Annotated in this window: 21 protein-coding genes; 10 read left to right on the forward strand and 11 right to left on the reverse strand. The window is 64.2% G+C overall.

Annotated features, from left to right (window positions below):
- The first annotated feature begins 43 nt into the window (after positions 1-43).
- From AC6HZP_RS14965 to AC6HZP_RS14975, 3 genes are all read left to right on the forward strand, one after another.
- On the forward strand, positions 44-1,015 hold the full coding sequence (locus AC6HZP_RS14965; RefSeq protein ID WP_497523509.1) for a sugar ABC transporter substrate-binding protein: 972 nt from the start codon (positions 44-46) through the stop codon (positions 1,013-1,015).
- 72 nt (positions 1,016-1,087) lie between these two features.
- The gene (locus AC6HZP_RS14970) at positions 1,088-2,089 is read left to right on the forward strand and encodes an ABC transporter permease (RefSeq protein ID WP_497523510.1); all 1,002 of its coding nucleotides are present in this window, start codon (positions 1,088-1,090) and stop codon (positions 2,087-2,089) included.
- A 12-nt stretch (positions 2,090-2,101) separates the two neighbouring features.
- Entirely contained in the window at positions 2,102-2,908 is an 807-nt protein-coding gene (locus AC6HZP_RS14975; protein WP_497523511.1) for an ATP-binding cassette domain-containing protein, read from the forward strand.
- 103 nt (positions 2,909-3,011) lie between these two features.
- Here the strand turns inward: AC6HZP_RS14975 and AC6HZP_RS14980 are convergent, their stop codons facing one another.
- The 8 genes from AC6HZP_RS14980 to AC6HZP_RS15015 all read right to left on the reverse strand — a co-directional run bounded on the left by AC6HZP_RS14980 (position 3,012) and on the right by AC6HZP_RS15015 (position 11,420).
- On the reverse strand, positions 3,012-4,442 hold the full coding sequence (locus AC6HZP_RS14980) for an amidase (RefSeq protein ID WP_497523512.1): 1,431 nt from the start codon (positions 4,440-4,442) through the stop codon (positions 3,012-3,014).
- Positions 4,439-4,642 (reverse strand): hypothetical protein, encoded by a 204-nt coding sequence (locus AC6HZP_RS14985; RefSeq protein ID WP_497523513.1) that lies wholly within the window; start codon positions 4,640-4,642, stop codon positions 4,439-4,441. Before AC6HZP_RS14985 ends, AC6HZP_RS14980 begins: the two co-directional genes overlap by 4 nt.
- Before the next feature lie 37 nt (positions 4,643-4,679).
- On the reverse strand, positions 4,680-6,062 hold the full coding sequence (locus tag AC6HZP_RS14990; RefSeq protein ID WP_497523514.1) for an MFS transporter: 1,383 nt from the start codon (positions 6,060-6,062) through the stop codon (positions 4,680-4,682).
- Between the two features lie 3 nt (positions 6,063-6,065).
- The gene (locus AC6HZP_RS14995) at positions 6,066-6,983 is read right to left on the reverse strand and encodes an ABC transporter permease (protein ID WP_497523515.1); all 918 of its coding nucleotides are present in this window, start codon (positions 6,981-6,983) and stop codon (positions 6,066-6,068) included.
- A gap of 37 nt (positions 6,984-7,020) precedes the next feature.
- Positions 7,021-7,968 (reverse strand): ABC transporter permease, encoded by a 948-nt coding sequence (locus AC6HZP_RS15000; protein ID WP_497523516.1) that lies wholly within the window; start codon positions 7,966-7,968, stop codon positions 7,021-7,023.
- Positions 7,969-8,043: 75 nt separating this feature from the next.
- Positions 8,044-9,648: an ABC transporter substrate-binding protein gene (locus tag AC6HZP_RS15005; RefSeq protein ID WP_497523517.1), complete on the reverse strand. Its 1,605-nt coding sequence runs from the start codon at positions 9,646-9,648 to the stop codon at positions 8,044-8,046.
- Between the two features lie 19 nt (positions 9,649-9,667).
- Positions 9,668-10,450: an ABC transporter ATP-binding protein gene (locus AC6HZP_RS15010; protein ID WP_497523518.1), complete on the reverse strand. Its 783-nt coding sequence runs from the start codon at positions 10,448-10,450 to the stop codon at positions 9,668-9,670.
- A 7-nt stretch (positions 10,451-10,457) separates the two neighbouring features.
- A complete protein-coding gene (locus AC6HZP_RS15015; protein WP_497523519.1) occupies positions 10,458-11,420 on the reverse strand; it encodes an ABC transporter ATP-binding protein in 963 nt (320 codons plus the stop codon).
- Positions 11,421-11,961: 541 nt separating this feature from the next.
- On the opposite strand from AC6HZP_RS15015, the gene AC6HZP_RS15020 reads away from it, so the two are divergent.
- Entirely contained in the window at positions 11,962-12,441 is a 480-nt protein-coding gene (locus AC6HZP_RS15020; RefSeq protein WP_497523520.1) for a GNAT family N-acetyltransferase, read from the forward strand.
- A gap of 186 nt (positions 12,442-12,627) precedes the next feature.
- Here the strand turns inward: AC6HZP_RS15020 and AC6HZP_RS15025 are convergent, their stop codons facing one another.
- The 3 genes from AC6HZP_RS15025 to AC6HZP_RS15035 form a co-directional block, all read right to left on the reverse strand.
- Positions 12,628-13,413: an SDR family oxidoreductase gene (locus AC6HZP_RS15025; RefSeq protein ID WP_497523521.1), complete on the reverse strand. Its 786-nt coding sequence runs from the start codon at positions 13,411-13,413 to the stop codon at positions 12,628-12,630.
- Between the two features lie 114 nt (positions 13,414-13,527).
- Positions 13,528-14,229 (reverse strand): ribonuclease activity regulator RraA, encoded by a 702-nt coding sequence (locus AC6HZP_RS15030; RefSeq protein WP_497523522.1) that lies wholly within the window; start codon positions 14,227-14,229, stop codon positions 13,528-13,530.
- Between the two features lie 607 nt (positions 14,230-14,836).
- Positions 14,837-15,739, reverse strand: coding sequence for a LysR family transcriptional regulator (locus tag AC6HZP_RS15035; protein ID WP_497523523.1), 903 nt, complete (start codon positions 15,737-15,739; stop codon positions 14,837-14,839).
- A 235-nt stretch (positions 15,740-15,974) separates the two neighbouring features.
- Here AC6HZP_RS15035 and AC6HZP_RS15040 point away from each other — a divergent pair, with 235 nt between their 5' ends.
- From AC6HZP_RS15040 to proX, 6 genes are all read left to right on the forward strand, one after another.
- Entirely contained in the window at positions 15,975-18,122 is a 2,148-nt protein-coding gene (locus AC6HZP_RS15040; RefSeq protein WP_497523524.1) for an ATP-binding protein, read from the forward strand.
- 3 nt (positions 18,123-18,125) lie between these two features.
- Positions 18,126-19,184: an NAD-dependent epimerase/dehydratase family protein gene (locus AC6HZP_RS15045; RefSeq protein ID WP_497523525.1), complete on the forward strand. Its 1,059-nt coding sequence runs from the start codon at positions 18,126-18,128 to the stop codon at positions 19,182-19,184.
- A gap of 54 nt (positions 19,185-19,238) precedes the next feature.
- Complete coding sequence (gene puuE, locus AC6HZP_RS15050; RefSeq protein WP_497523526.1) at positions 19,239-20,156, forward strand: allantoinase PuuE; 918 nt, start codon at positions 19,239-19,241, stop codon at positions 20,154-20,156.
- Positions 20,129-21,514 (forward strand): dihydroorotase, encoded by a 1,386-nt coding sequence (locus AC6HZP_RS15055; RefSeq protein ID WP_497523527.1) that lies wholly within the window; start codon positions 20,129-20,131, stop codon positions 21,512-21,514. The genes puuE and AC6HZP_RS15055 overlap by 28 nt, the downstream gene beginning before the upstream one ends.
- A 363-nt stretch (positions 21,515-21,877) precedes the next feature.
- On the forward strand, positions 21,878-22,735 hold the full coding sequence (locus AC6HZP_RS15060) for an ABC transporter permease (protein ID WP_497523528.1): 858 nt from the start codon (positions 21,878-21,880) through the stop codon (positions 22,733-22,735).
- A gap of 38 nt (positions 22,736-22,773) precedes the next feature.
- Positions 22,774-23,760 (forward strand): glycine betaine/L-proline ABC transporter substrate-binding protein ProX, encoded by a 987-nt coding sequence (gene proX / locus AC6HZP_RS15065; protein WP_497523529.1) that lies wholly within the window; start codon positions 22,774-22,776, stop codon positions 23,758-23,760.
- The last annotated feature ends 27 nt before the right edge of the window (positions 23,761-23,787 follow it).

Genomic DNA, 23,787 nt, shown 5'->3' on the forward strand with positions numbered 1-23,787 from the left:
CGGACGCGCCACGACCGGCGAATTCCATTTTCGGGAGGATCGAATGGGAACTGGAGCGCACCCTAGGCTTGCCAACTACCTGCAGCGGATTTCGATTGCCGCTGCCGTTGCGCTGGCCTCGTCGACGACCGCCTTCGCGGCCGATCTGACGGTCGGATATGTCACCAAGTCGGCGACCAACCAGGGTTGGATTCTGATCAACAAGGGCGCCGCCGACGCCGCGAAGGAGGCGGGCGTCGAGCTGATCACCGTCGGCCCCTCGGCTGCCAACGATCTTGGCGGCCAGCTGGCCACCATCGAGAACATGATCAATCGCAAGGTGAACGCGCTGGCGATCGCGCCGGCCGACTCGTCCGGCGTGACGCCCGCCGTCAAGAAGGCGCTCGAACGCAAGATCCCGGTCGTCGCGATCGATACCGCGATCTACGGCGCCGATGTCACCAGCTTCGTGGCGACCGACAATCTGGCCGCCGCCAAGGCTCAGGCCAAATGGGTCTCGGAGAACATCGACGACAAGGGCAGCCTGATCCTGGTCAACGGCTCCGTCGCACAGTCGACGGGCCGCGATCGTCGCGATGGCTTCGTGAACACGCTCAAGGAGCTGAAGCCCAACGTCACGGTCTACGAAGTCCAGACGAAGTGGGACCAGACCGAAGCGCAGAACGGCGTCGAGGCCCTGCTGCGCGCGCATCCGGAAGTCACCGTCATCGCGAACGCCTGGGACGGCGGCACGATGGGCTCGATCGCCGCGCTGAAGGCCGCCCGCAAGAAGGCCGGCGACATCAAGGTCGTCGGGTTCGACGGCGCTCCGGACGCGCTCAAGCAGATGAAGCTCGGCTGGGTCCAGGCCGATATCGCCCAGCTGCTCTATCTGCAGGGCTTCAAGGGCGTCACCGCTGCGATCAAGGCCGCTCGCGGCGAGAAGATCGAGGAGCGCATCGACACCGGCCACGCCGTCGTCGTCCCGGAAAACCTGGAGAAGTACGTTCAGGATAACCACCTCGGCTCGCTCTGAGCAGCCGACGGACGGGCCGGCGCACGCGCCGGCCCCAACTGATCACCTTCACTTCAGGATTAGGGTCGTATCATGAATACTGCCGTTCACACGCGCGGTCAGACGCAGAAGCCTGCGTTCGCCCTCAGCATCAATCGCCTGCTGAAAATGGATTGGCTCGGTGCGGGCTGCGGCGTGGTTCTGGTCGTTGCGCTGCTCAGCTTCGCCTCGCCGTATTTCCTTACGTCGGACAACCTTCTCACGATCTTGGTCCAGACCGCCGTGGTCGCCATCCTGGCCGGCGGACAGACATTCGTCATCCTGACGGGTCAGATCGACCTCGCGACGGCGTCGGTCACCGCGCTTGCCGGCGCCGTCGTCGGCATGCTGATGGTTTCAACCGGGCTTGATCCCTATCTGGCGATCGGGCTCGCCATCTCGATCGGCGGCGCGGTCGGCCTGTTCAACGGCTTCCTCGTGGCGGTATTCCGCCTGCCCGCCTTCATCGTCACGCTGGCCGGCCTCTCGCTCTGGCGTGGACTGGGCCTGCAGCTGACCGGCGGTTTCGATTCATCGCCCATGCCGGATGCGATCGCGTTCCTCGGCCGCGGCGAAATCGGGTTCGTTCCCGTGCCGGTCATCATCATGCTGGCCTACTTCATCGTCATGGCGTTCGTCCTCAAGCACACGAAGCTCGGGCGCTACATCTATGCCATCGGCAGCAACGAAGACGCCGCCCGCCTCGCCGGCATTCGCGTCACCCCGTACAAGATGGCGGCCTTCTTCATCGGCGGCCTGAGCTCGGGTCTCGCAGCGATCGTCCTGATCGGTCGCCTCGACAGTTCCGGCGGCACGATCGCCCAGGGCCTCGAGCTCGATGCGATCGCGGCGGTCGTCCTCGGCGGTACATCGCTGTTCGGCGGCCGGGGCAGCATCTGGGGCGCCCTGCTCGGCGCCGTGCTGATGGCGACCATCCGGAACGGCATGGACCTTCTGCAGATCTCGCCCTTCATCCAGTTGATGACGCTCGGCATCGTCATTCTCGTCGCGGTCGGGCTGGACGTGCTCCGCGTACGCCGCTTCAGCCGGTCTTAAGGGAGGTTGGTTATGGAGCTTCAGACAAGCGTGCGTGAAGGTCATGGCGCCAAGCCCGGCGCGGATGAACTGCTGCTCGATGCACGGGGGATCAGCAAGCACTATGGCGGCGTCGCCGCCCTTGACGGGGTCAACTTCTCCATCCGCCCCGGCGAGCATGTCGCCCTCGTCGGCGACAATGGCGCCGGCAAGTCGACCCTGGTTCGGGCGCTCACCGGCGCGATCCGGCCCGACAGCGGAACCCTCCGGTTCGACGGGCAGGACTGCCAGTTCGCGTCGCCGGTCGACGCGCGGAAGGTCGGGATCGAGACAGTCTATCAGAACCTCGCGCTGGCCGATCACCTCGACGTGGCCTCCAACCTGTTTCTGGGACGAGAAGAATTCAGGCTTCGCTTCGGGCCGCTGAGCCTGCTCGCCCATGACCGGATGAAGAAGAAGGCGGTCGAACTGCTGGCGAGAACCGGCGTTCACATCCCCCGCCTCGGCGACGCCGTGCTCAACCTTTCGGGCGGCCAGCGCCAGACGGTGGCGATCGCCCGGGCCGTCGGCTGGGGCTCGCGCCTCGTCATCATGGACGAGCCGACGGCGGCCCTCGGCGTGCAGGAGACGAAGCATGTCGAGGACATCATCAAGCGGTTGAAGGAACAGGGCATGGCAGTTCTGATCATCAGCCATAATCTGCGGCAGGTGTTCGAGCTCTGCGAGACGGTCTGGATCATGCGGCGCGGCCGCGTCGCCGGCAGCCGGAAGACGGCGACGACCACCCCGGAAGAAGTGATCCGCCTGATCACCGGCGCGAACGAGATCGCGGCGGCCTAGCCTCCCCGGCCGGCTGCCGGTCGCGCCATCCAGCGGCCGGTAAGCGAAACCAATAGCCCTGCGGAGAGCCTCCTCCGCAGGGCTTTTCTTTTGGTACTTCGGCTCAGGCGGCGACGGGCGGCAGGACCGGGCTGGGGCGCGGACCAGCCAGCCTTTCGAACGCCCGCGCGGCGCGCAGCACCAGCGCATCCTCGTGCAGGCGCCCGGCAATCTGGAACGAGAGCGGCAGGCCGACGGAATCGAAGCCGGCCGGCAGGGCGATCGCCGGCTGGCCAGTGATGTTGAACGGCGGACAATAGCGCGTCATGCCGCTCATCAGGTTTTCCGTGACGTTGTCATAGGTGACGTCCTCATCGCCGACCCGCCAGGCCGGGAAGGGCACGACCGGCATCGCGATCAGATCGACGCTCTGCATGATTTCGGCATAGCTCCGCGCGATCGTCTGGCGGACGCGCTGGGCGTGGATGTATTCGGTCGCGGGCAGGAAGGCGCCCTGGGTGATCAGACCGCGAACCCGCGGCGAATAATCGTTCGGCCGCTCGTGCAGGAAGTCGCGATGCGCTTCGGCCAGCTCCGAGGCGGCGATCGCCCACATCAGGCTGCGCGACGCCAGATGATCGGGGAGCTCGATCTCGACCAGGCGCGCGCCGGCCCGCCGCAGCAGGTTCAGGCTCGCATGGAAGGCGGCGAGCATCTCCTGCCCGATGCGCTCGTTCGCCTGCCGGCGCGGGACGCCGATGCGCAGGCCATCGATGCCGAGCTCGATGCCGGAGAGATAGTCGGGCGCGGGGCGCTCGCTGCCGGCCGGATCGCGCGGATCGGGGCCGGCCAGCACCTGCATCAGGATCGCGGTATCGGTCACCGTGCGGGTCATCGGGCCGATATGATCGAGGCTATAGCCGACCGGCAGCACCCCTGCCCGGCTGACCACGCCATAGGTCGCCTTGAGGCCCACGATGCCGCAGGCGGCGGCCGGCAACCGGATCGAGCCGCCGGTATCGGAGCCGAACGCCGCATAGGCGAGGCCCGCCGCGACCGCCGAGCCGGAGCCGCTGCTGGAGGCGCCGCAGGCCCGCTCGAGATTCCAGGGATTGCGGGTCTCGCCGAAATCCGGATGCACGCCGCCAAAGGCCAGCTCGTACATGTTGAGCTTGCCGAGGATCACCGCGCCGGCGCAGCGAAGCCGTTCGACCACGGTGGAATCGCGCTCGGGAACATGGTCGGCATAGAGCGGGGAGCCGCCCGTGGTGCGCACGCCGGCGGTTTCCATGTTGTCCTTGATCGCGATCGGCACGCCGTGCAGCGAGCCGAGGCGGATGCCTTCCGCGCGCAAAGCGTCCATCGCCCTCGCCTGCGCCAGCGCCGCCTCGGTGCAGACGGAGATGTAGCAGTTGAGCTGCGGATTGTGGGCGGCGATCCGCGACAGCATGAGCTCCGTGACCCGAACGGACGTCACCTCGCCTTCGGCGATCCGGGCGGCGAGCTCGCCCAGCGGCAGGAACGCCAGCTGCTCGTCGGACAGCGCCGCGCTCATGCCTGCACCCGATCGATCGGGAAGACCACGAAGGGCTCGACGCCTGCCGTATCGATCTTGCGCAGATCGGCCAGGGCCGCGAAGCCGCCGCGGAGCTGTTCCGCCAGCGCCACCTCGTCCAGGCCTTCAAGGTTGATCTCGAACAGGCGGGCCAGCGCCTGCATTGCTTCGACGGTCATGTCGAATACCGGTCTCTTCATGGTCACTCCTCACGGGCCAGGCCGGGTTTGGGGGGAACTAACGGATCCTGATTTTCGCAGGCGGCTCGGCGTTGATGATCAGGCAGACGGCGAAGGCCAGTCCCGACATGCCGAGGACGATCGGAAACGCATCGTCGAGATGCCCCTGGTAGAGATTGGCGAAGGCGCCGAAGAGGCCGATGCCGAGCACGGCGCCGATCTGGCGCGTCGTGTTCAGCAGTCCGGATACGAGGCTCGCCATGCCGGGGCCCGTTCGGCGGACCACCAGGAAGGTCATGGCCGGCACGGCGATCGCCACGCCGAGGCCGATCAGGGCCAGGCAGGCGTAGATGGCGACGCCCTCCCTCAGGCCCGGGATCGAGGCGAGCGCCCCGGACAGACCCATCGCGGCGCCGATCGAAATGGTGCGGTGCGGCCCCTGCGTGACCGTCAGCTGCCCACCGATCATGTTCCCGAACACGGTGGTGCCGGTCATCGGCAGGAAGGCGAGACCGGTCTGGCTGGGCGAATAGCCGAGCTGGAACTGGAAGAACACGCCGAGGAAGAACAACAGGCCGTAGAAGCAGAAGCTGACGAGGATGCCCGAGAGGCAGCCACGCCAGACGTCGGATTGCCGGATCAGCGTCAGGGGCATCAGCGGGTTGGCGCTGCGGCGCTCGACGAGCAGGAAGGCCGTGGCGGCGGCGAGGAAGGCGCCGAACGAGACGAGGAAGGTACGGCTCACCTGCCCTGCCCCCAGCTCGATGCAGGTCCAGGTCAGCGTGGCCAGCGCGACGATCGAGAGCACCAGCCCCGGCAGGTCCAGCTGCCTGAGCACCGAGATGCGGTCCCGGGGGCCGGCCAATTGGTCCCGCCATAGGGCTCGCCCCAGCAGGAGCGCGGCGAGCCCGACCGGCAGATTGAGGAAGAAGATGCTCTGCCAGCCGAGCCATTCCACCAGCGCGCCGCCGAGATACATCCCGACCGCCAGCGACAGGCTTGAGCAACCGATCCAGAGACTGATGGCGCGCGCCTGCTCGGGACCGTGGGGGAAGCTCTGCTTGATCAGCGTCAGCGACGTCGGCACGGCCAGCGCCGCCCCGACGCCTTGCCCGATCCGGCCAACCATCAGCCAGCTCATGCTCCCGGCCAGCCCGCCGACCAACGAGGCCGTGACGAACACCGCCGTGCCGATCATGAACAGCAAGGCCGGGCCCATGCGGTCGGCGATGAAGCCGCCGGCCACCAGCAGGCTGGCGAAGATCATCAGATAGACCGTCGTCATCCATTGCAGCGATTCCATCGTCGCGCCGAGCGCCTGACGGATATCGGCCATCGCCACGTTGACGATGGTGACGTTGAGGATCGTCAGGCTGAAGGTGATGCTGACGGCGGTCAGGACGGCCCATCTATCGTCCCGCCGCCGGATTGGCGCGTGCATGGGTCAGCGCTTCATGATCGTGCGCTGGCGCGGGTCCATGGCATCGCGGATGCCGTCGCCGACGAAGTTGAAGGAGAGCGCGACGATGACGATGATGATGCCGGGTATGGTGGCCACATGCGGACTGCCGCCCAGCACCTTGAGCCCGTCCGACGACATGATGCCCCAGTCCGAAATCGGCGGCTGCACGCCGAGCCCGAGGAAGGACAGCCCGGAGGCAAAGACGATCATCGACCCGATCGCCGTGGTGGCGTAGGTGAGCACCGGCGCCAGCACGTTGGGCAGGACTTCCTGGAACAGGATCTGGCCCGTCGAGCTGCCGGCGACGCGCGCCGCGTCGATATAGTCCCGGTTCCGGATAGATGCCGCCTCGATATAGACGACCCGGGTGAAGTACGGGATCATCACGATCGACATCGACAGCATGATGTTGACGACGCCCGGCCCGAGCACGGCCGAGACCGCGACGGCCAGGAGCACCATCGGGAAGGCAAAGAGCACGTCGAGCGGCCGCATGATGATGGCGGCGACGCGCCCGCCGAAGAAGCCGGCGGTGATGCCGAGCGTCAGGGCCACGATCGCCGTCGCGAGCGGCGGCAGGATGCCGATCGGCAGCGAGACGCGGCCGCCCCAGATCAGCCGGCTCAATATATCGCGGCCCTGCCCGTCCGTTCCCAGAAAGTGCCCCTCCGAGAAGGGCGGAAGCAGGCGCCGCACGTGATCGCCGGCGCTGTAGGGATCGTAGGGAGCGATCCACGGCGCGAGGATCGCGACGAGCGACACGATCACGATCACCACGAGGCTGATCGTGGCGATGCGGTCCCTTGTGAAGGTTCTCCAGGCGAGCACGGCCTGCGACTGATGCGTGGCGGCCTGCGCCTGCTGGACAACATCGCCCGTGTCGATGGCGGCGTCTGTCATGGATGTCTCCTGTCGGATACGGACGGCTCGGGCGCGGCTAGGCGCGCACGCGCGGGTCCAGCGCTGCCTGGGTGATGTCGGAGATGAAATTGACGAGGACAAACAAGGCGCCGACGCACAGCACGACGGCCTGAATGACCGGCACGTCGCGGGAAATGATCGAGTTGTACATGAGCTGGCCGATGCCCGGCCAGTTGAAGACCACCTCGCTGAACAGCGCCGTGCCGAAGAGATAGCCGAGCTGCAGGCCGCAGATGTTGACGATGCCGGGCATGGCATTGCGCAGGGCATAGCCCGTGATCACGCGCCATTCGGAAAAGCCGCGGGCGCGCGCCGCCGTCACATATTGCTGCTTCAGGATGTCGATCATGGCGGCGCGGGTGAGCCGGAGGATGACCGCGAGCGGAATGAGCGCCGCCGTGACGGCCGGCAGGATCAGGTGGCTGAGGATCACCAGCGGACCGGACGGCCTGCCGACTACCGTCATTCCCGAGGACGGCAGCAGCTTCAGATGCAGGGCGAAATAGATCGCGAGCAGAAAGCCTAGCCAGAAGGGCGGCGCATTGGCCAAAAGCAGCGAGCCGGTCACCGAGATCTTGTCGATCCGGCTGTTCTGCTTCACCGCCGCGAGCACGCCGAGGCCGATGCCGAAGACGGAGGCGATCAGGAAGGCGGCGAGCGTCAGGAGCAGGCTGTTCAGCGCCCGCGGCACGAGAACGTCGAGCACCGGCATGCTGAACGAGATCGAGCGGCCGAAATCACCGACGATCACGTGCTTGAGCCAGATCCCGTATTGCTGGACCGCCGGCAGATCGAGGCCGAGGCCGCGCCGGAGTTCGGCGACGGCTTCGGGCGTCGCATAGGGGCCGAGCAGGACCGCAGCCGCATCGCCCGGGATCAGCCGCATCAAGAAGAAGACCAGCAGCGACATGCCGAAGAGGATGAAGGGAACGACGATCAGCCGATTGGCGATGAACCGGAGCATGCGTCTGCCTCGCTTTCCAGAAACAAGTCGATCAATCCGGAAAAAGGGGCAGGCCATCCGGCCTGCCCCGCTCGCTTACTCGGAGATCCAGATGGTGTTGTAGGATTCGATCCAGTCCGCGGCCCGGATGAAGCCCTTGACCTTGGACGCCATCGCATAGGCGCCCATGTCGCTCACCACCGGCAGGTGATAGGCCTGCTCCATGTCCCGCTCGGCCAGCTTGCGGGCCAGGTCGATGCGGGCCTTCTGGTCCGTGGCGCCGATCATGCCGGTCAGCATGGTGTCGACCTCGGCATCGTTGACATGGCCGGAATTGCCCCAGGACTTGCTCTGCAGCGGAACCTGCAGCCAGAAGTCGGAGTTCGATCCCCACGACTGCTGGTTCATCCCGACATTGTCCTCGAGGCCCTTGAGCCAGCGGCCGAGATAGGTGTTCCACTCATAGGTCTGGAGCGTGACGTCGACGCCGATCTTGCGCAGGTCGCGCTGGATCCATTCTGCCATTTGGACCGGCATGATCTGGCCGGAACCGGAGGTAGATTCCTCGTAGACCGTCTTGAACCCGTCCGGATAGCCCGCCTCGGCGAGCAGCGCCTTGGCCTTCACGGGGTCATACGGATACGGCTCCTTCCAGTTCGGATCGTAGGCCGGCGACGAGGACGAGACCATGGAGAAGGACGGCTTCGCGGTGCCGCGCAGCAGCTCGCGGGCCATGCCCTCCTTGTCGATCGCCATGGAGACGGCCTGGCGCACCTTCTGGTTGGCGAAGGGACCGGTCTTGGCGTTGAAATCGACGTACCAGATATGCGGCAGCGGACCCATGGCGACGGTGTAGCCTTCGCCCTTCAACGGCTCGACGTCGTCAGGCGGAACCGAGATGATCAGATCCACCTCGCCGGCGCGCAGCGCGTTCACCCGCGTCGTCGAATCCGGGATCTGGCGGAAGATCAGCTGGTCGAGATACGGGTAAGGCTTGTTCCAGTAGTCCGGGTTCTTGTCGAGCGTGATGTACTCGCCCTTGACCTGCTCCGTGACCTTGAACGGCCCCGTCCCGGCCGGGTGATTGCCGACATCGTCATTGCCGTAGGTCTTGATCGAGGTCGGGCTGGCGATGGTCGGCAGACCCGGCGACGCGCCTTCGGCCAGCTGGTCGATGAAGAAGGCGTTGCGCTGCGACAGCGTGAAGACGACGGTCGCGTCGTCCTTGGCCTCGATGCCCTTCAGATACAGATAGCGGAACTGCGGAATGCCGGCGCCACGCGAATTGTAGAACTCGAACTTCGGATCCCAGACGCGGCGGACGTTGAACACGACCGCATCGGCGTTGAACGGCGTGCCATCGTGAAACTTCACGCCAGGGCGCAGGTGAAAGATGTATTGCAGCCCGTCGTCGCTGACGTCCCAGCTGGTGGCGAGGACCGGGATGATCGGCGGCGGCGCGCCCTTGGTATCGACCGTGTAGTCGCGGGCGACGAGCCCTTCGAAGACCAGCTGGTTGACGCGGGCCGCCGCGCCGGATTCGCTCACGGCGGGATCGCGCGTGCCGATATCGGTCTCGGCGCCGATGATGAGGCTTCCGCCGGGCTTCGGCTCCTCGGCGCGCAGCAGGGATACCGGCGCCGCCGACAACAGCAACGCACTGGCGAGCATGACAGTTCTGAGTAGTGACTTGCCCAACATTGTTGTGACGCTCCTGTTGTCACAGTGGATGTAAGGAATGGTGCCTCGCCGACAGCGAGGCGTTGATGAGACGGCGGGTGAAGGGATGTTCGGGCTGCTCGAAGATCTGATCGACAGCGCCGCTCTCGATGACGCGGCCCTTGTCCAGGACCGCGACGCGGTCGCTCATGTAGCGGCCCATGAGCAGATTGTTCGCCACGAAGAGGTAGGTCAGCCCCAGCGAAGCCTGCAGGTCCTTGAGCAGGTTGGCGACCTGCGCCTGGACCGAGACATCGAGCGCCGAAAGCGGCTCGTCGAGGAAGATGAAGCGCGGGCGGGACACCAGCGCGCGCGCGATGCCGGCGCGCTGGCACTGGCCGCCGGAAAGCTCGTGCGGGTAGCGCATGGCGAAACGCGGATCGAGACCAACCTGGGTCAGCGTCTCGGCAATGCGATCGCGTATCTCGCCGCGCTGGGTGACGCCGAAATTGCGCATCGGCAGTTCCAGGCTCTCGCCGATCTGCCGGCGCGGATTGAAGGCGGCCAGCGGATTCTGGAAGATCATCTGGATTTCGCTGCGCTTCGCGCCGGATTCCTTCCAGCGGAAATCAAGCTTCTTGCCGTCGTAGAAGACCTCGCCATGGGTCTGGCGCAGCAGGCCCAGAATGATGCGGCCGACGGTCGACTTGCCGGAACCGGAAGGGCCCACGAGCCCGAAGGTTTCGCCAGCCCGGATTTCGAGGTCGATGTCCTCGAGGATGTCCTTGCTGCCGACGCGGAAGCAGATCTGGCGCAGCCGCACCAGGGTGGGTGTCTCAGTCATCGCAGCCTCATGCCTCGGCATAGAGCCAGCAGCGCGCCGCTCGCTCTGGGCTTACCGGATAGGTTTCGGGGAGCTGGATCCCGCAGCGATCGGATGCCTTGTCGCAGCGCGGGCGGAACGAGCATCCGGACGGGAGCGCGGTCAAATCCGGGATTTCGCCCGGGATCTGGCGCAGCCTGCCATGGCCACCATCGGAGGGCACGGAGGCGATCAGGCCCCGCGAATAGGGATGATAGGGCCTGTCGAGCAGGTCGGCCGCCGGCCCCACTTCCACGGCGCGGCCGGCATACATGACGACCACGCGATCGGCGAGGCGCGAGACCACGCCGAAATCATGGGTGATCAGCCAGACCGCCATGCCGGTTCGGGACTGGATCTCCTTCAGCTGGATCAGGATTTCGTCCTGGGCGACCGCGTCCAGAAGCGAGGTCGGCTCGTCGGCGATCAGGAGATCCGGCTCGCCCGCCAGCGCCAGCGCCAGCATGGCGCGCTGCGCGTCGCCGGCGCTCACCTGATAGGAATAGCACCGCATCAGCCCCACCGGATCGGCGAAGCCGATGTCGCTCAGGATCGCCCGGCCGATCCTGTCGGCCTCAAAGCGAGAGACGTTGCGGTGGAACCGGATCGTCTCGATCAGCTGGTCGCCGACCCTGCGCATCGGATGCAGCGCCGAATAGGCGTTCTGGAACAGCATCGCGATCCGATTGCCGAGCACCTTGCGCAGTTGGGCGGGCGGCAGCGCCAGAATGTCGACCCCGTCGAGAAAAGCGGACCCCTTTTCGATGATCGCCGGCGGCTGCGGCACGAGGCGCGTCACGCTCAGCGCCGTGACGCTCTTGCCGGAGCCGGATTCCCCGACCACCGCGACCACCTCGCCGCGATCGATCGTGAAGCTGACATCATTGACCGCGCGGACGGTTCCCGACGCGGACGGGAAGGTCGTGGTCACGCCCTGGATATCGAGCAACAACGGCCTGCTCCTCTCTAAAGGACACACCAAGCCGTTGCTCACGGCGATGACCGCCATGAAGCCCGTTACTGCGACCTGATGCTATTTGCGGGAGAAAGCCGTTCGGCCGACACAAAGACGAGAGGCATTTCTCTTACGGCCGAGACGCTATCTGCTTGCCGACGGCCGTCAAGCGGGAACGGGCTCTGCAAATTAAATTAGCATGCAAATACAATTACTTGCATAAAATATCCTCAGGCTGCCCAGTCTTCATGTGCGAATCCTGAGCACAACTATGTTCGGACAAATCCGGACGAAATCACCTTCCCAAAGGGCACATCCGTCGCGAAAAATCGGATTGAGACGACGTCTTTGACGCCTGCTAGCGCGAGGCGGTGGGTGCGATCCATGGCCCTCGCCCACACCGAACCGCCGCTCCGGCTCCCGGCGGAGCATTCACCGCTTCCCAGCGATTACGTCGTGCGGCTACACGGGGACGCGACCGTGCGGCCCGCCCTCTCCCCGGCGCAGCCCTCCTATCGATGAAAGAAACATCTTTCGAATGAGCGCAAAGCCTTATCTCCATCTCTGCAAGAAGCTGGATCCCGACACGGCGCATCTGCCTGAATGGCCGGAAGGGGCTCGGCTGGTCGAGTTCACGCCGCAACTGGCCGAAGCCTCGCATCGACTGCTGCAATCCGCCTACGCCCAGGGCGGTGGCGCGGTGCCGGAGTATCGGCTCTGGCTCGACGCGCTACTCGATGATCCGGAATACGATCCGGCGCTCGTGTTTCCGGTTCTGGATGCTTCGGGACGCGTGATCGCCTTCGCCCAGTGCTGGACCAGCGGCTTCATCAAGGACCTCGCCGTTGACGCCAGTTGGCGGCGGCAGGGACTTGGCGAAGCGCTGCTCCAGTACATCCTGAACGTGTTCACACGTAGAGGCTCGCAGCGACTGTGCCTGAAAGTCGAAGCGGACAATCCCTCCGGGGCGGAGCGACTCTACAGACGCCTCGGCTTTGATGATTTTCGCGAGGGCTGAAGCTGGACCCAGCCAATGCGCCCCCCGCTGTCCGACTTGAGCGCAGCCGACAAAGGTCCCCGCGCTGAGGCGCCGCAACTCAAGCTCCCTCGTTCAGGACCAGATGGACAGCCGAAGGAGCGCTCACAGCGAGAGCGCCAATTAGGGGGGCGCTCTTCGCACGCCGATTACGTGCCTCAACTTGTCTCACACGCTGGCGATCAGGCCGCCATCGACGCGGATGACCGAGCCCGTCAGGTAGGACGAGCGTCTGCTCGCCATGAAGGCAACGACATCGGCATATTCCTGCGGATCGCCGTAGCGACCAAGGGGAATCGAACTCGTACTGGCTGCGGCCACTTCCTCGACGGATTTGCCTTCGCGCTCCGCCTTTTGCGCATCGAGGAACGTGATGCGCTGCGTCGCGACGCGGCCTGGCAGGATGACGTTGACCGTCACGCCATCCTTGCCCACCTCGCCGGCAAGGGTCTTCGACCAACCCAGCAGCGACATCCGCAGCGAGTTGGAAAGGCCCAGATTGGCGATGGGTGCGATGACGCCCGACGAGGTCGACGTGATGATGCGACCCCACCTGTTTTCACGCATCTTCGGCAGCACGGCGTCGGTGATCGCGATGACTGACAGGACCATGCTGTCGAAGTATTTCCGCCAGCTCTCGACGCTCTGGCCGGAAACCAGCGTCGGTGGCGGGCCCCCAGTGATGTTCACCAGGACGTCGACCGAGCCGAGCTTCTCTTCGATGGCGGCAAGATTGGGGGCTATCTTCGTGAGATCGGCGAGATCCCATTCGATGGCCGCCGCCGATCCACCCTTGGCGCGAATGTCGGCTGCCGTCTTCTCGGCGGCCTCCAGGTTGATGTCCGCGACGGCAATCCGCGCACCTTCCTCCGCCAGCGTTTTTGCGATCGCGCCGCCAAGGCCGCCACCGGCACCAAGCACGAGGGCCGTCTTGCCACTCAATCCCAGATCCATAACAGACTCCCAATTTTGTGGTTTTTTGCTCGGCATCTGGCCGGGCGCAGGCCCCTCGTGCGCACGATCGGATCGGCCTTGATCGATCGTGCTTTCTGTGGCGAGGGGCGTTCGCTAGCGGTTTCGGATCGCGGAGGCTCGAAACCGCTCCCGCACGGCCTCATCCGGCGGATAGATGTCCGTCAGCCGCGCGCCGCTGAGAACCTGTTCCCGAACCCAGAGGTCCAGCTTTTCCTCGTCAGGGCCCTGTGCTGCAATTTGTTCCGCATAGCGAGGCGGTACAACAACGGCGCCGTCACCGTCGGCAACGATGTAATCGCCGGGAAATACAGCAACCCCACCGCACGATATCGGTCTCTGCCAGTCTACAAAGGTCAGGCCGCTCGTCGATGGAGATGAAGATACTCCATTGGACCACACCGGGAATCCGATTTCCTCGATGGCATCTCGATCCCGGATCGCCCCATCGGTCACCAAGCCCGAAACACCGATCACCTTCATCCGGGCGCACAGTATATCGCCGAACGAGCCCGCATGCGTAACGCCCCCGGTATCCGCAACCGCGATACAGCCCGCGGACATGTCCTCAACGGCAGCCCGGGTTGAAATAGGCGCGCTCCAGATGCTTTCCGTCGCCAGATCCTCCCGCGCCGGAACGAACCGCAGCGTAAAAGCAGGACCAACCTGACGCTCCTGGCCCGGACGCAGCGGCGAGGCGCGCCGTATCCAGACATTTTTCAGCCCCTTCTGGAACAAAAACGTAGTAATTGTCGCAGTCGAGACCTGCTTCAGGGCCTGGACAATATTTATGGACATTTAGTCGCCTTCATTCTATTCTGAATGCAATTCTTGGTTACGGCATGCGCCGCAGTGGATGTGGCGACAAGATGAACTCCGTAACGGCCGGCTCAACAGCGATTCGGACAAGAAGCTTTCTGCGGATGTAGGGTTCGTGCTTTTCCGGAGCGGCGCTTCCGGCCCTCTCATGACGCCCCAGGCGCATACATTCGGCAGAATGCCTCCCTTTTGATCAGGGCAGCGTAAGAGGCTTTGGCGGCCCGTTCTTAGTAAAAGGCGTCGCTAATTGGTCCCAATCCGCCCACAGGATGGCGCAGCAGGACCGCGTCGGATCTGCCCGATGCCACTCGTAGGTATGCGGAGCCGCCATAGCGTGCGAGGGCCTTGCTGCGACGCCCCGAGGACAACAACTGAGCCCTTTACGAGGATCAGAGACCCGCTGCGGACGAGCAAAGCGATTTTGGCGGGCCGCCTCGCTTCCCTCGACGGGCGACCTCGGTCGTGGACCCGTCGCGGTCAAACGTCAGCCGGAACCCCTCCCCCGGCCTTGTGTTCCTGCGAAGCTCCGAGGATAAGTCGGTCTAAGCGCTCCCTGGCAGAAGGACGTCTACCGTCGGATCGGGTGTCAGGCTCCGGTCTTGAAATAGTTCACGATGAACTCGAGCAGTGCCTGGGTCGCTCTGGTCATGGATCGGTTCTTCGCGAACGACAGAACCACGGGTTGCGGCGGCACCGAATCCAGAATGGGAATGCAGACAAGCGGCGCCCCATCGTAGCTGATGTCACCGACGGGCCGCGTGACGGAAATGGCGACGCCAAGTCCGTGGGCGACCATTCCACGCAGCATCTCCAGATTGGCCGCGTACCGCGTGACGCGGGGCACGCGCCCGGTCCGCGTGAACAGGGACAACTGGTACTGCTTGCTCTCCGGCCAGTCGATCAGGATGTAGTCTTCGTCGACGATGTCTCCCAGACTGACGCCGGGTCGCCCCGAAAGCCTATGGCCCTTCGGAAGCAGGACAAACGGCGAGACATGCCAGAGCGTGATCGACGATACGTCCTCCCACATGCCGGTATCGTATGTGATGGCCAGATTCAGATCATTGTTGAGCAAGGACTGATGCAGCTCAGGCTGATCTTTCAGGTAGTACTGGACGTCGAGCTTGGGAAATTCCAGCGTCAGCCGGCGCATCAGCGCTGGGAGATAATAAGAGGCAATCGGGTCGAAGCAGCCTAGCGATACCCTCCCCGCGACGAAACGCGGGTCAACGCCCAACGACTGCTCGAGGTCCTGGGCCTGGTCGAGCAGCTTGAGGGCCTGCTCGAAGACGATCTTCCCCTCGGCCGTCAGGCGTATCCCGTGCCGGTTGTGGCGCGTTACCAATGCCGCGCCGAACAGGTCTTCGAGGTGGCTGATGGCAGCCGAGATCGAAGGCTGGGAAATGCTGAGCCTTCTGGCCGCAGCACTGACGCTGCCAATGTTGGCCGCCGTCACGAAATAAGTGAGCTGAGTCAGGCTGAAGCGCAATTTCCCGAACCTCGATCATCCGTGCCCGCGAATCCCGGCGACGAGAACGCGGCCTCTGCCTGTGAGGGACGCCTTTCGGCTGGCAGCGACCATCTCGCCTTCACGTATCAGAAAAACGGATATGTGGCCTATGCAAATAATATTATCGCTGATGACTCTGGGCCGGCTACATTCAGCCCAACAGCTTCCGAACTTCACTTCCATCAGGATTTTGACGCGCATGTGCAGCCGATGCTTGGACAACGATATCTCGTTTCTCGGTCCTGACTTTCCGACGTTTTTCCGGAATCCGCTCCATCATGGCCAGAGCGGGCTGCTGCTCATCGACACTAGGCAATCTGGCGAAACGACCTTCGATCAGGTGTTCGCAAGCTCCATAGAGGGCGGGCAGCTGCGCTATTTCGTCGTTGAAGGTTTCCCGGGCGAGCCGTTTGGGCCGTGGCGGGCCTTGGTCGGCGGCTTGTCGGCCGACGTAGCCGGTCTCGGCGAAACCGAACGTCGCGTGCTCGGCAATTTTGTGAACGGCCGAGACTTGAGCCTGCCCCTGCTTAACGCCCATCATGCGCGCTACCGGACCTTCGACGCCGTCCGCCAGCTCCTCGACCATGCCTCCAAGGCAAAGCCGCTGGCCATCCTGTTTCACCGGCTGGACCGGAGCGATGAAGCGTCGCTTCAGCTCCTGAGTTTCCTGTCGCCGTTCCTCGCAGACATGCGGGTATTCGTGGCGGGGACGGTCGATGCCGGAGACGAGGCTTCGCTGTCCCGCATCAAGGGCTCATTCCCCCATTCCCGGCTCAACGCGGTCGCCAATCCTGACGAGGGCCAGGCGGAAACGAGTCCGTTCAAGCTGCCCCTGCCTACTGTCGAGGCGCTCCCCGTCGCCTCGGATGCCTCGTCCGACACGGCTTCGGCCGGCCAGTGGGCCGATGCCGCGACATGGGCAAAGAGCATCGGCGCCGCGGAATTCGTGGCCAAGTACCTGAGCCGATGTCTGGAGCTCGCCGCGGACGCGGACCAGCAATGGGACATCCTGATCGAGCTGATCAAGAGCCACGCGGAAAACAACCGCAGCGAAGAGGCCGAACGCTACCTCGCCTTGTGGCTCGAGCACGACAAGACCGGACAGTTGGATCCCGGTTCACTTTCCGAAATCGCCCTGGCCTTCTGCGATGCGGGGCTGAGCCAGACGCAGCTTTCCCCGCTCCTCGAGCGCCTCGCGGGATCGAGCGACGGGATTGCCTGGGCCAGGGTCGAGCTGCTCGAGCCGCCTGAGATCGCGAGCATTGCCAGCGGACGCGTGACGCAGGGGCGCTGGCTCGGCGCGAACCAGAAGGCCACGCGCATCGCCAGAGAGCTTGGAACGGAGGAGGACTTCGCGCGTACCCTCTATGTCTACGATTGGTGGTCCAAGGCAGACCTGGACGCCATGCTGACGACATCCGAGAGTTGGCAAAGCCTCTCCGGACGCTCCAGGGCTCTGTCGGTCGCGGCGGAAACGCTGATGTACCGGTATGGAGGCTTTGCGCGCGCCTGCGAGCTGCTCGAAAAGCAGGCCAATATGCATCAGCAGACCGGCTGGATCGAGGAGCAGGCCAAGTCGCTGGTTCGCCTCTCCATGGCGCTTCTTGCCAATGGCGAACTGGATCGTGCCGACGAAACGCGCGTCAAGGCGCGGGAGACGGTGTGGCGCCTGGGGCCGGACTACCTGATCTACGAGCATGCCGGCACCAAGAGCGGCGGCGATCTCTATCCCGAGATTTCGATGGAATCGAACTTCGCATGGTATCGCGAGGGCGATTGGCTCGCGGTCGCGGAACATTGGGCCATGGCGGTCGCCATGCACGAAGGCGCCGGCAGCCCCGTGCATATCGTGGAAGCCGCGATGACCGCGCAGGCCTATGCGCGCCTCGGCCGCTTCGACGATGCTCGCGTCTATCTCGATGAGCTGATGGCCATCCTGCCGCTGCTCCAGCCGCGCGACTGGGCGTTCAACGGCGCGGTCGGCCGAGCCTCCCACGCCATCTGGGACATGCTCGACGTGAAGTACGCTTCGGCTTTCCTCGCATTCACCGAAGCGCTGATCGCCGACGGCGTCGGCGATTGGACCAATACGTCGCTCGAACTCAGCGCCGCCCGGATGGCAGCACTCCTGGGGAAACACGAGCTTGCGACCGAATACTTCTCGAAGGCGCGACAGGGCCTCAACGAGGACCAGGCTCCGCAGCGCGGTATCGTCGACTTCGACGAGGCGATTGCCCTCCGTCTGGCGGGAGACATGGATTCGGAGCGACGGCAGGCGCTGCTCGCATCGGCCATCAACTGCTTCGCCGCCAATCGTATGCCCGGATGGCACGAGAGAGCAGAACGAGAGGCTAGGATCTAGTTGATGTCTGGCCCGTCCAACACCATGACAAATACCGTTCTGATCACCGGCGCCGCGGGCTTCATCGTCAGTAATGTCGCGAAGGAGTATCTCAGCGCGGTACCGGAAGCCCGGGTCATCGTCTTTGACAAATACAAGGGCGACGACCTGGCGCAGGAGCACCTCCGGCCGTACGCGGATCGCGTCGAGCATGTCTTTGGCGATATCCGCGACAAGGCGCTGATGCGCGATGTGGTCGAAACCTATCGGCCGCAGGAGGTCATCCACGCGGCGGCGATCACGCATCAGGCCCAACTGGAGCGGGACGACCCGAGCGTCTTCATCGACGTCAACATCAACGGGACCGTCTCGCTGCTGGAAGCCGTCAAAGCTGACAGCGGACTCCGCCGGTTCGTCTACATCAGCACAGGCGGCGTGTATGGCGAGCCCTCCGAGCGCTCGCCTGTCGAGCCGCAGGGTGAGGATGGGCCGTTCGACCCGCCGGAGCTTTATGCCGTTTCCAAATATACCAGCGAGCTCATCGTCAGACGGTACGGAAAGCTGTTCGGCTTCGAGACGCTACGCGTCCGCTTCGCCGATGTCTTCGGGCCGATGGAACGGGCGACAGGCGCGCGCACGACCCTTTCGCTGCCCTACGGCATGATGCGGGCGGTCCTCGAGGCAAGGCCGCTCAAGGTCTCTTCCGCTGCGCTGGACGCGAAGATGGACATCATCAGCGCCGAGGAAATCGCCCTCGCCTTCACCAGGCTCCTGCTTCAGCCCGGCCTTCCCCATGATGTCTACAACATCGCCTCCGGACAGCACCTCTCGATAAGGGACCTGCTGGAGGCCTTTCGCTCGGTCGAGCCCCGGTTCTCCTACGTTGAGACCGCGGCGGCCGAGGCCGACGTCACGGCCGATCCGTCGCTGACCCGAGGTCGCTACAACGCCTACGACACCAGCCGCATGCGGGATCTCAGCTGGCAGCCGCGTCCGCTCAAAGAGCAGCTCGAGCGCTATCGGGATTGGGTCGAACAGGACCCGGCCAACCGCTGCCCGGCGACGTCGCCTGCCCGGTCCTGAACCGGGCGAGCGCCGCCATCCCATTCCGCCCAACGATCCTTGCGAGGAAAGCCCGTGTCAGCCCAGCCCTATCCCCGTGACCTCATCGGGTACGCAGACCAACCGCCCCATGCCGCCTGGCCGGGCGGAGCGCGAATTGCCGTTCAGTTCGTGCTGAACGTGGAAGAAGGCGGCGAGCACTGCATTCTGCACGGCGACTCCCATTCGGAATCCCACCTTTCCGAGACGGCCGCCCTGCCGCTGGACGGCAGGCGCAACTTCATCGTCGAGTCCTTCTACGAATATGGTGCTCGGGCCGGGGTCTGGCGCATCCTGCGCCTGTTCGACAAATATCGCATGCCGTTCACCTGCTTTGCGGTCGGCATGGCCGTCCTGAGAACGCCGGATACCATCCGCGCAATGCGCGACGCCGGGCATGAGATCGCCACGCACGGATGGCGCTGGATCAGCTACCAGGACGTGCCGGAGGCCGTGGAGCGCGATCACATCCGTCGGGCGATCGCGGCCCACGAGGAGGTGCTTGGCGAGCGTCCGCTCGGGTTCTATGCGGGACGCCTCAGCCCGAACTCGCGGCGTCTCAGCATCGAAGAAGGCTTTCTCTACGATGCCGATTCCTATGCCGACGACCTGCCGTACTGGAACCACGACTATGGTCGCCCGCATCTCGTGGTGCCCTACACGTCCGATACGTCCGACATGAAGTTCCAGACCGCGATCGGGACCTTCAGCGAGGGCGAGCAGTTCTTCACCTATCTGAAGGACAGCTTCGACTGCCTGTATGAAGAGGGAGCGGTCGCCCCGAAGATGATGTCGGTCGCGCTGCACAGCCGGATTATCGGTCGGCCGGGGCGCATCCGCTCCCTGGAGCGCTTCATGGCCTATATCGCCGAGAAGGAGGCCGTCTGGGTTCCGCGCCGGATCGACATCGCCCGCCATTGGATGGAATGCCACAAACCGGTCGTGTCGCTCTGATGTTCGGTGAGAACACGCCTCGCAAGGCTTTTCGCAACGGGACGGTGATCACGAGCGCGGGGCTGCTCCGGGCGGACGTACTGGTCGAGGGCGACAGGATCCTGGACCTCGTCCAGGAGGGCGGGTTCGAAGGGGCCGAGGAGATCGACTGCCGGGGCAAGCTTCTGCTGCCCGGCCTGGTCGACGCCCATGTGCACTTTCGCGATCCTGGGATGACCGAGAAAGAGGACTTCGTCAGCGGAAGCACGGCGGCGATCGTCGGTGGCGTGACCACGGCCCTCGTCATGCCCACCGACGAACCGTATACCGCCAGCGAAGAGGATTTCGCCGACAAGGTGGCGCTAGCCGACCAGCGCCTGCGATGCGACATCGGCCTGCAGGTCGCTGTCCGGCACGATGTGCAGTCGCTGGGGCCGATGCGCGAATGCGGCGCCGTCTCCTTCGAGGTCTTCACCGCGGATGTGCCGAATCCGTTTCTGCATGATGATCTCGCCAAAGTTCAACGCGCCCTGGAGCGGGTTGCGAAGGTCCATGCGGTCGCCGGCGTCAGCCCGGGAGATCAGTCGCTCCTCGACAGCTGGAGCAAGCTCCCGCTAGCCCAGCAGGTCGGCTTCGATGCCTTCTGCCGATCGCGCCCGCCGACCGCCGAGGCCATGGGCATCGCCAGAGCCATGATGGCGGCCATTGCCACGGGCTGCGCCATTCACATTCGGCAGGTCAATTCACGACTGGGCGTCGAAGTCGTTCGCAGGCTCAAGGATCTTTGCGACGTTACCGTCGAAACCACGGTTCAATGCCTGTTCTTCGATCAGCGCATCTACGAAACCAAGGGAGCCCTAGCCAAGGGGTCGCCGCCGTTCCGAACGGCGGAGGACGTCGCTGCGCTCCGAGCCGCGGTAAAAGACGGCGTGATCGACATCGTGGCCACCGACCACGCGCCGCACACGATTTTGGAGAAGGAAGCCGCGTACGAGACGTTCGCTGCCATTCCCGGCGGCATGCCCGGCGTCCAAACGCTTCTCCCCGCCATGCTCAAGCTGGTCGAGGACGGCGTGCTTTCCCAGTGCGACCTGGTGCGGGTCTCGGCGGAACGTCCGGCAAAGCGCTTCGGCCTCGGCGGACGCAAGGGCATGGTGGCCAAGGGCCATGACGCCGACATCCTTGTTGTCGACCCGGGACGTTCGACACGTATTCTGAATGCCGACCAGATCAGCAAGGCCGGATACACCCTGTTCGACGGGATGCAAGTCCAGATGGCGCTGGAGCAGGTGTATCTTCGCGGCCAGCTCGCTGTTCAAAACGGTCAATACGCGCCGGGCTTCAGGGGACAAGTTCTCAAGCCCGGCGCTTCAACGTAGAACCCGCGCCACGCTTCGGACCCGCAAGCGCATCGGGATGCCTCGGGCAAAATGACGAGAACGGCGGCGAGGCAAAGTCTCGCCGCCGTTTCGCATTGGTGGCGAGCCAGGGTCCGTACTCGATTGCGAACGCGGCGGCGCTTGGCGGAGCCCGGCCATTTCGACGCCTGCAGCAGGCACTTCAGGCCCCGCGGCGAGCCCCTTTTCCTGGCTCAGGATCCGCGCAACGCGCTGTTCGCACTTCCGATCGTGCTCAGGTCCGGACCTCTCCATCGTCATTCGCTTTTAGCAAAATATTGTTCGCGTTGGGATCATACGCAACCGAGAGGCTGGCGCATCATCGGACGCGAAAGGGTTAGTTCCATGTACAAGCTCAACGAACTTTTCGCCGGGTTCACAATCCCGGCAAACGAGTGGATCCAGACCACCATCCTGTGGGCAGTCATTCACCTCCGGCCGGTGTTTCTGGCCATCAAATGGCCTGTCTCGAACTCGTTGGAACTCCTTGACCAGTTCCTGCGAGGCGTTCCCGCCCTGATAACCGTGGTCGCAATCGGACTGCTGGCATGGCGGGCATCCGGGCCCCGACTGGCCGTCTGGAGCATCGCGGGCTTCCTCCTCATCGGCTTCCTAGGACTATGGGACATGGCCATGACGACGGTCGCCATGGTGCTTACCTCGGTGATCTTCTGCGTCGTCATCGGCGTTCCGATTGGCATTCTCGCATCGCGCAGCAGCCGGCTGGAAAAGTTCATCCGACCTGTGCTGGATGCCATGCAGACTACGCCGACCTTCGTCTACCTGGTCCCGATCGTCATGCTTTTCGGCATCGGCAATGTGCCCGCCGTCATCGCCACGATTATCGTCGCATTGCCCCCGACGATCCGCCTGACGAGCCTGGGCCTCAGGGAAGTCGACGAGGAAATGGTTGAGGCGGGTCGCGCCTTTGGCTGCACAAGCATGCAGCTTCTCAGGGAAATTCAGGTTCCGCTTGCGATGCCGACGATCGTGACGGGCATCAACCAGTCGCTGATGTTGTCGCTGAGCATGGTGGTCATCGCCGCGCTGATCGGCGCCGGCGGACTGGGGCTTGCCGTGTATTCGGGCATCAATCGCCTGGATGTCGGGGTCGCCGCAACGGCAGGTCTGGCAATCGTCCTGATCGCGATCATCACGGATCGCATTGGCCAGGCATTCGTCAATCGTCACTCCAGCAACTAAAAAATAACAATACAACAATATACCAGAGGGTAATTACCATGAATACGAACAAGACCAAATCAACAAAACTTGCCATCTTCTGCGCCGCGGCAATGACCGCGCTGGTTGGCACAGCCAACGCCCAGGAACCGAACGGTGGTAAAACCGTCGTTACCTGCACCTCGACGTCTATCGAGGGTCTCTTTCACCAGATGATCCCGATCCTCGGCCTGCGCGAGCTCGGCTATAAGGTCGACATGCCGAAGACGCTCTCGGTCCCGCTGGTCCACCAATCCATCGCCATGGGCGACTGCGACTATGCGGTCGACGAATGGGTTCCGCTGCACCAGACGTTCTATGACGCCGTCAAGGACCTGACCACGCGCCTGGGCCCGACCATTGCGGGCGCCTCGCAGGGCTACCTCATAGACAAGGCGACGGCCGACGCCCACAACATCAAGAGCCTGGAGCAGTTCAAGGATCCCGCCATCGCGGCGCTGTTCGACACGAACGGAAACGGCAAGGCCGACCTCGCCGGCGCGAACCCGGGCTGGGGTTCCGAGAAGATCATCAACAACGAGATCGCCAAGATCGGCCTCAAGGACACCGTCGACCATAATCAGGGCGAGTACTCGGTCCTGATCTCCGACGTCCTGGCCCGCTTCAAGAGCGGCAAGCCGGTGTTCTTCTATACCTGGACACCCAATTGGACGACGGCCGAGATGAAGCCGGGCGAGCAGACGGTCTGGCTGACGGTCGATCCCGCCAATTGCAGTGCAGACGAGCCCTGCGGCACGTCGACAAGCGGCTTTCCGGTCAACGACATCATGATCCTGGCCAACAACGAATTCCTGAAGCGCAATCCGTCGGCGAATGCCTTCCTTTCCGCGGTGCGCATTCCGCTTGCGGACGTCAATGCCGAGAACCTGCTGATCCATCAGGGGCAGTCGTCCGAAAAGGAAGTGATCGGCCATGCCGAGAAGTGGGTCGCGGACAACCGGGCGCAGTTCGACGCGTGGCTGAAGCAGGCGCGCGCCACTCAGTAGTTCGCGACAATCCCAAGCCTGCAGGAC

This window comes from Kaistia sp. SLG-1 (genome assembly GCF_059699055.1).

Excerpts from the sequence above, each read along its gene's own strand:
- AC6HZP_RS14980 (WP_497523512.1), bottom strand. The coding sequence starts at position 4,442 with ATGAGCGCGGCGCTGTCCGACGAGCAGCTGGCGTTCCTGCCGCTGGGC.
- AC6HZP_RS15045 (WP_497523525.1), top strand. The coding sequence starts at position 18,126 with ATGTCTGGCCCGTCCAACACCATGACAAATACCGTTCTGATCACCGGC.
- AC6HZP_RS15030 (WP_497523522.1), bottom strand. The coding sequence starts at position 14,229 with ATGTCCATAAATATTGTCCAGGCCCTGAAGCAGGTCTCGACTGCGACA.
- proX (WP_497523529.1), top strand. The coding sequence starts at position 22,774 with ATGAATACGAACAAGACCAAATCAACAAAACTTGCCATCTTCTGCGCC.
- AC6HZP_RS14965 (WP_497523509.1), top strand. The coding sequence starts at position 44 with ATGGGAACTGGAGCGCACCCTAGGCTTGCCAACTACCTGCAGCGGATT.
- AC6HZP_RS15005 (WP_497523517.1), bottom strand. The coding sequence starts at position 9,648 with ATGTTGGGCAAGTCACTACTCAGAACTGTCATGCTCGCCAGTGCGTTG.
- AC6HZP_RS15020 (WP_497523520.1), top strand. The coding sequence starts at position 11,962 with ATGAGCGCAAAGCCTTATCTCCATCTCTGCAAGAAGCTGGATCCCGAC.
- AC6HZP_RS15060 (WP_497523528.1), top strand. The coding sequence starts at position 21,878 with ATGTACAAGCTCAACGAACTTTTCGCCGGGTTCACAATCCCGGCAAAC.
- AC6HZP_RS15055 (WP_497523527.1), top strand. The coding sequence starts at position 20,129 with ATGCCACAAACCGGTCGTGTCGCTCTGATGTTCGGTGAGAACACGCCT.
- AC6HZP_RS14970 (WP_497523510.1), top strand. The coding sequence starts at position 1,088 with ATGAATACTGCCGTTCACACGCGCGGTCAGACGCAGAAGCCTGCGTTC.
- AC6HZP_RS14995 (WP_497523515.1), bottom strand. The coding sequence starts at position 6,983 with ATGACAGACGCCGCCATCGACACGGGCGATGTTGTCCAGCAGGCGCAG.
- AC6HZP_RS15010 (WP_497523518.1), bottom strand. The coding sequence starts at position 10,450 with ATGACTGAGACACCCACCCTGGTGCGGCTGCGCCAGATCTGCTTCCGC.
- AC6HZP_RS15000 (WP_497523516.1), bottom strand. The coding sequence starts at position 7,968 with ATGCTCCGGTTCATCGCCAATCGGCTGATCGTCGTTCCCTTCATCCTC.
- AC6HZP_RS14990 (WP_497523514.1), bottom strand. The coding sequence starts at position 6,062 with ATGCACGCGCCAATCCGGCGGCGGGACGATAGATGGGCCGTCCTGACC.
- AC6HZP_RS15025 (WP_497523521.1), bottom strand. The coding sequence starts at position 13,413 with ATGGATCTGGGATTGAGTGGCAAGACGGCCCTCGTGCTTGGTGCCGGT.
- AC6HZP_RS14975 (WP_497523511.1), top strand. The coding sequence starts at position 2,102 with ATGGAGCTTCAGACAAGCGTGCGTGAAGGTCATGGCGCCAAGCCCGGC.
- AC6HZP_RS14985 (WP_497523513.1), bottom strand. The coding sequence starts at position 4,642 with ATGAAGAGACCGGTATTCGACATGACCGTCGAAGCAATGCAGGCGCTG.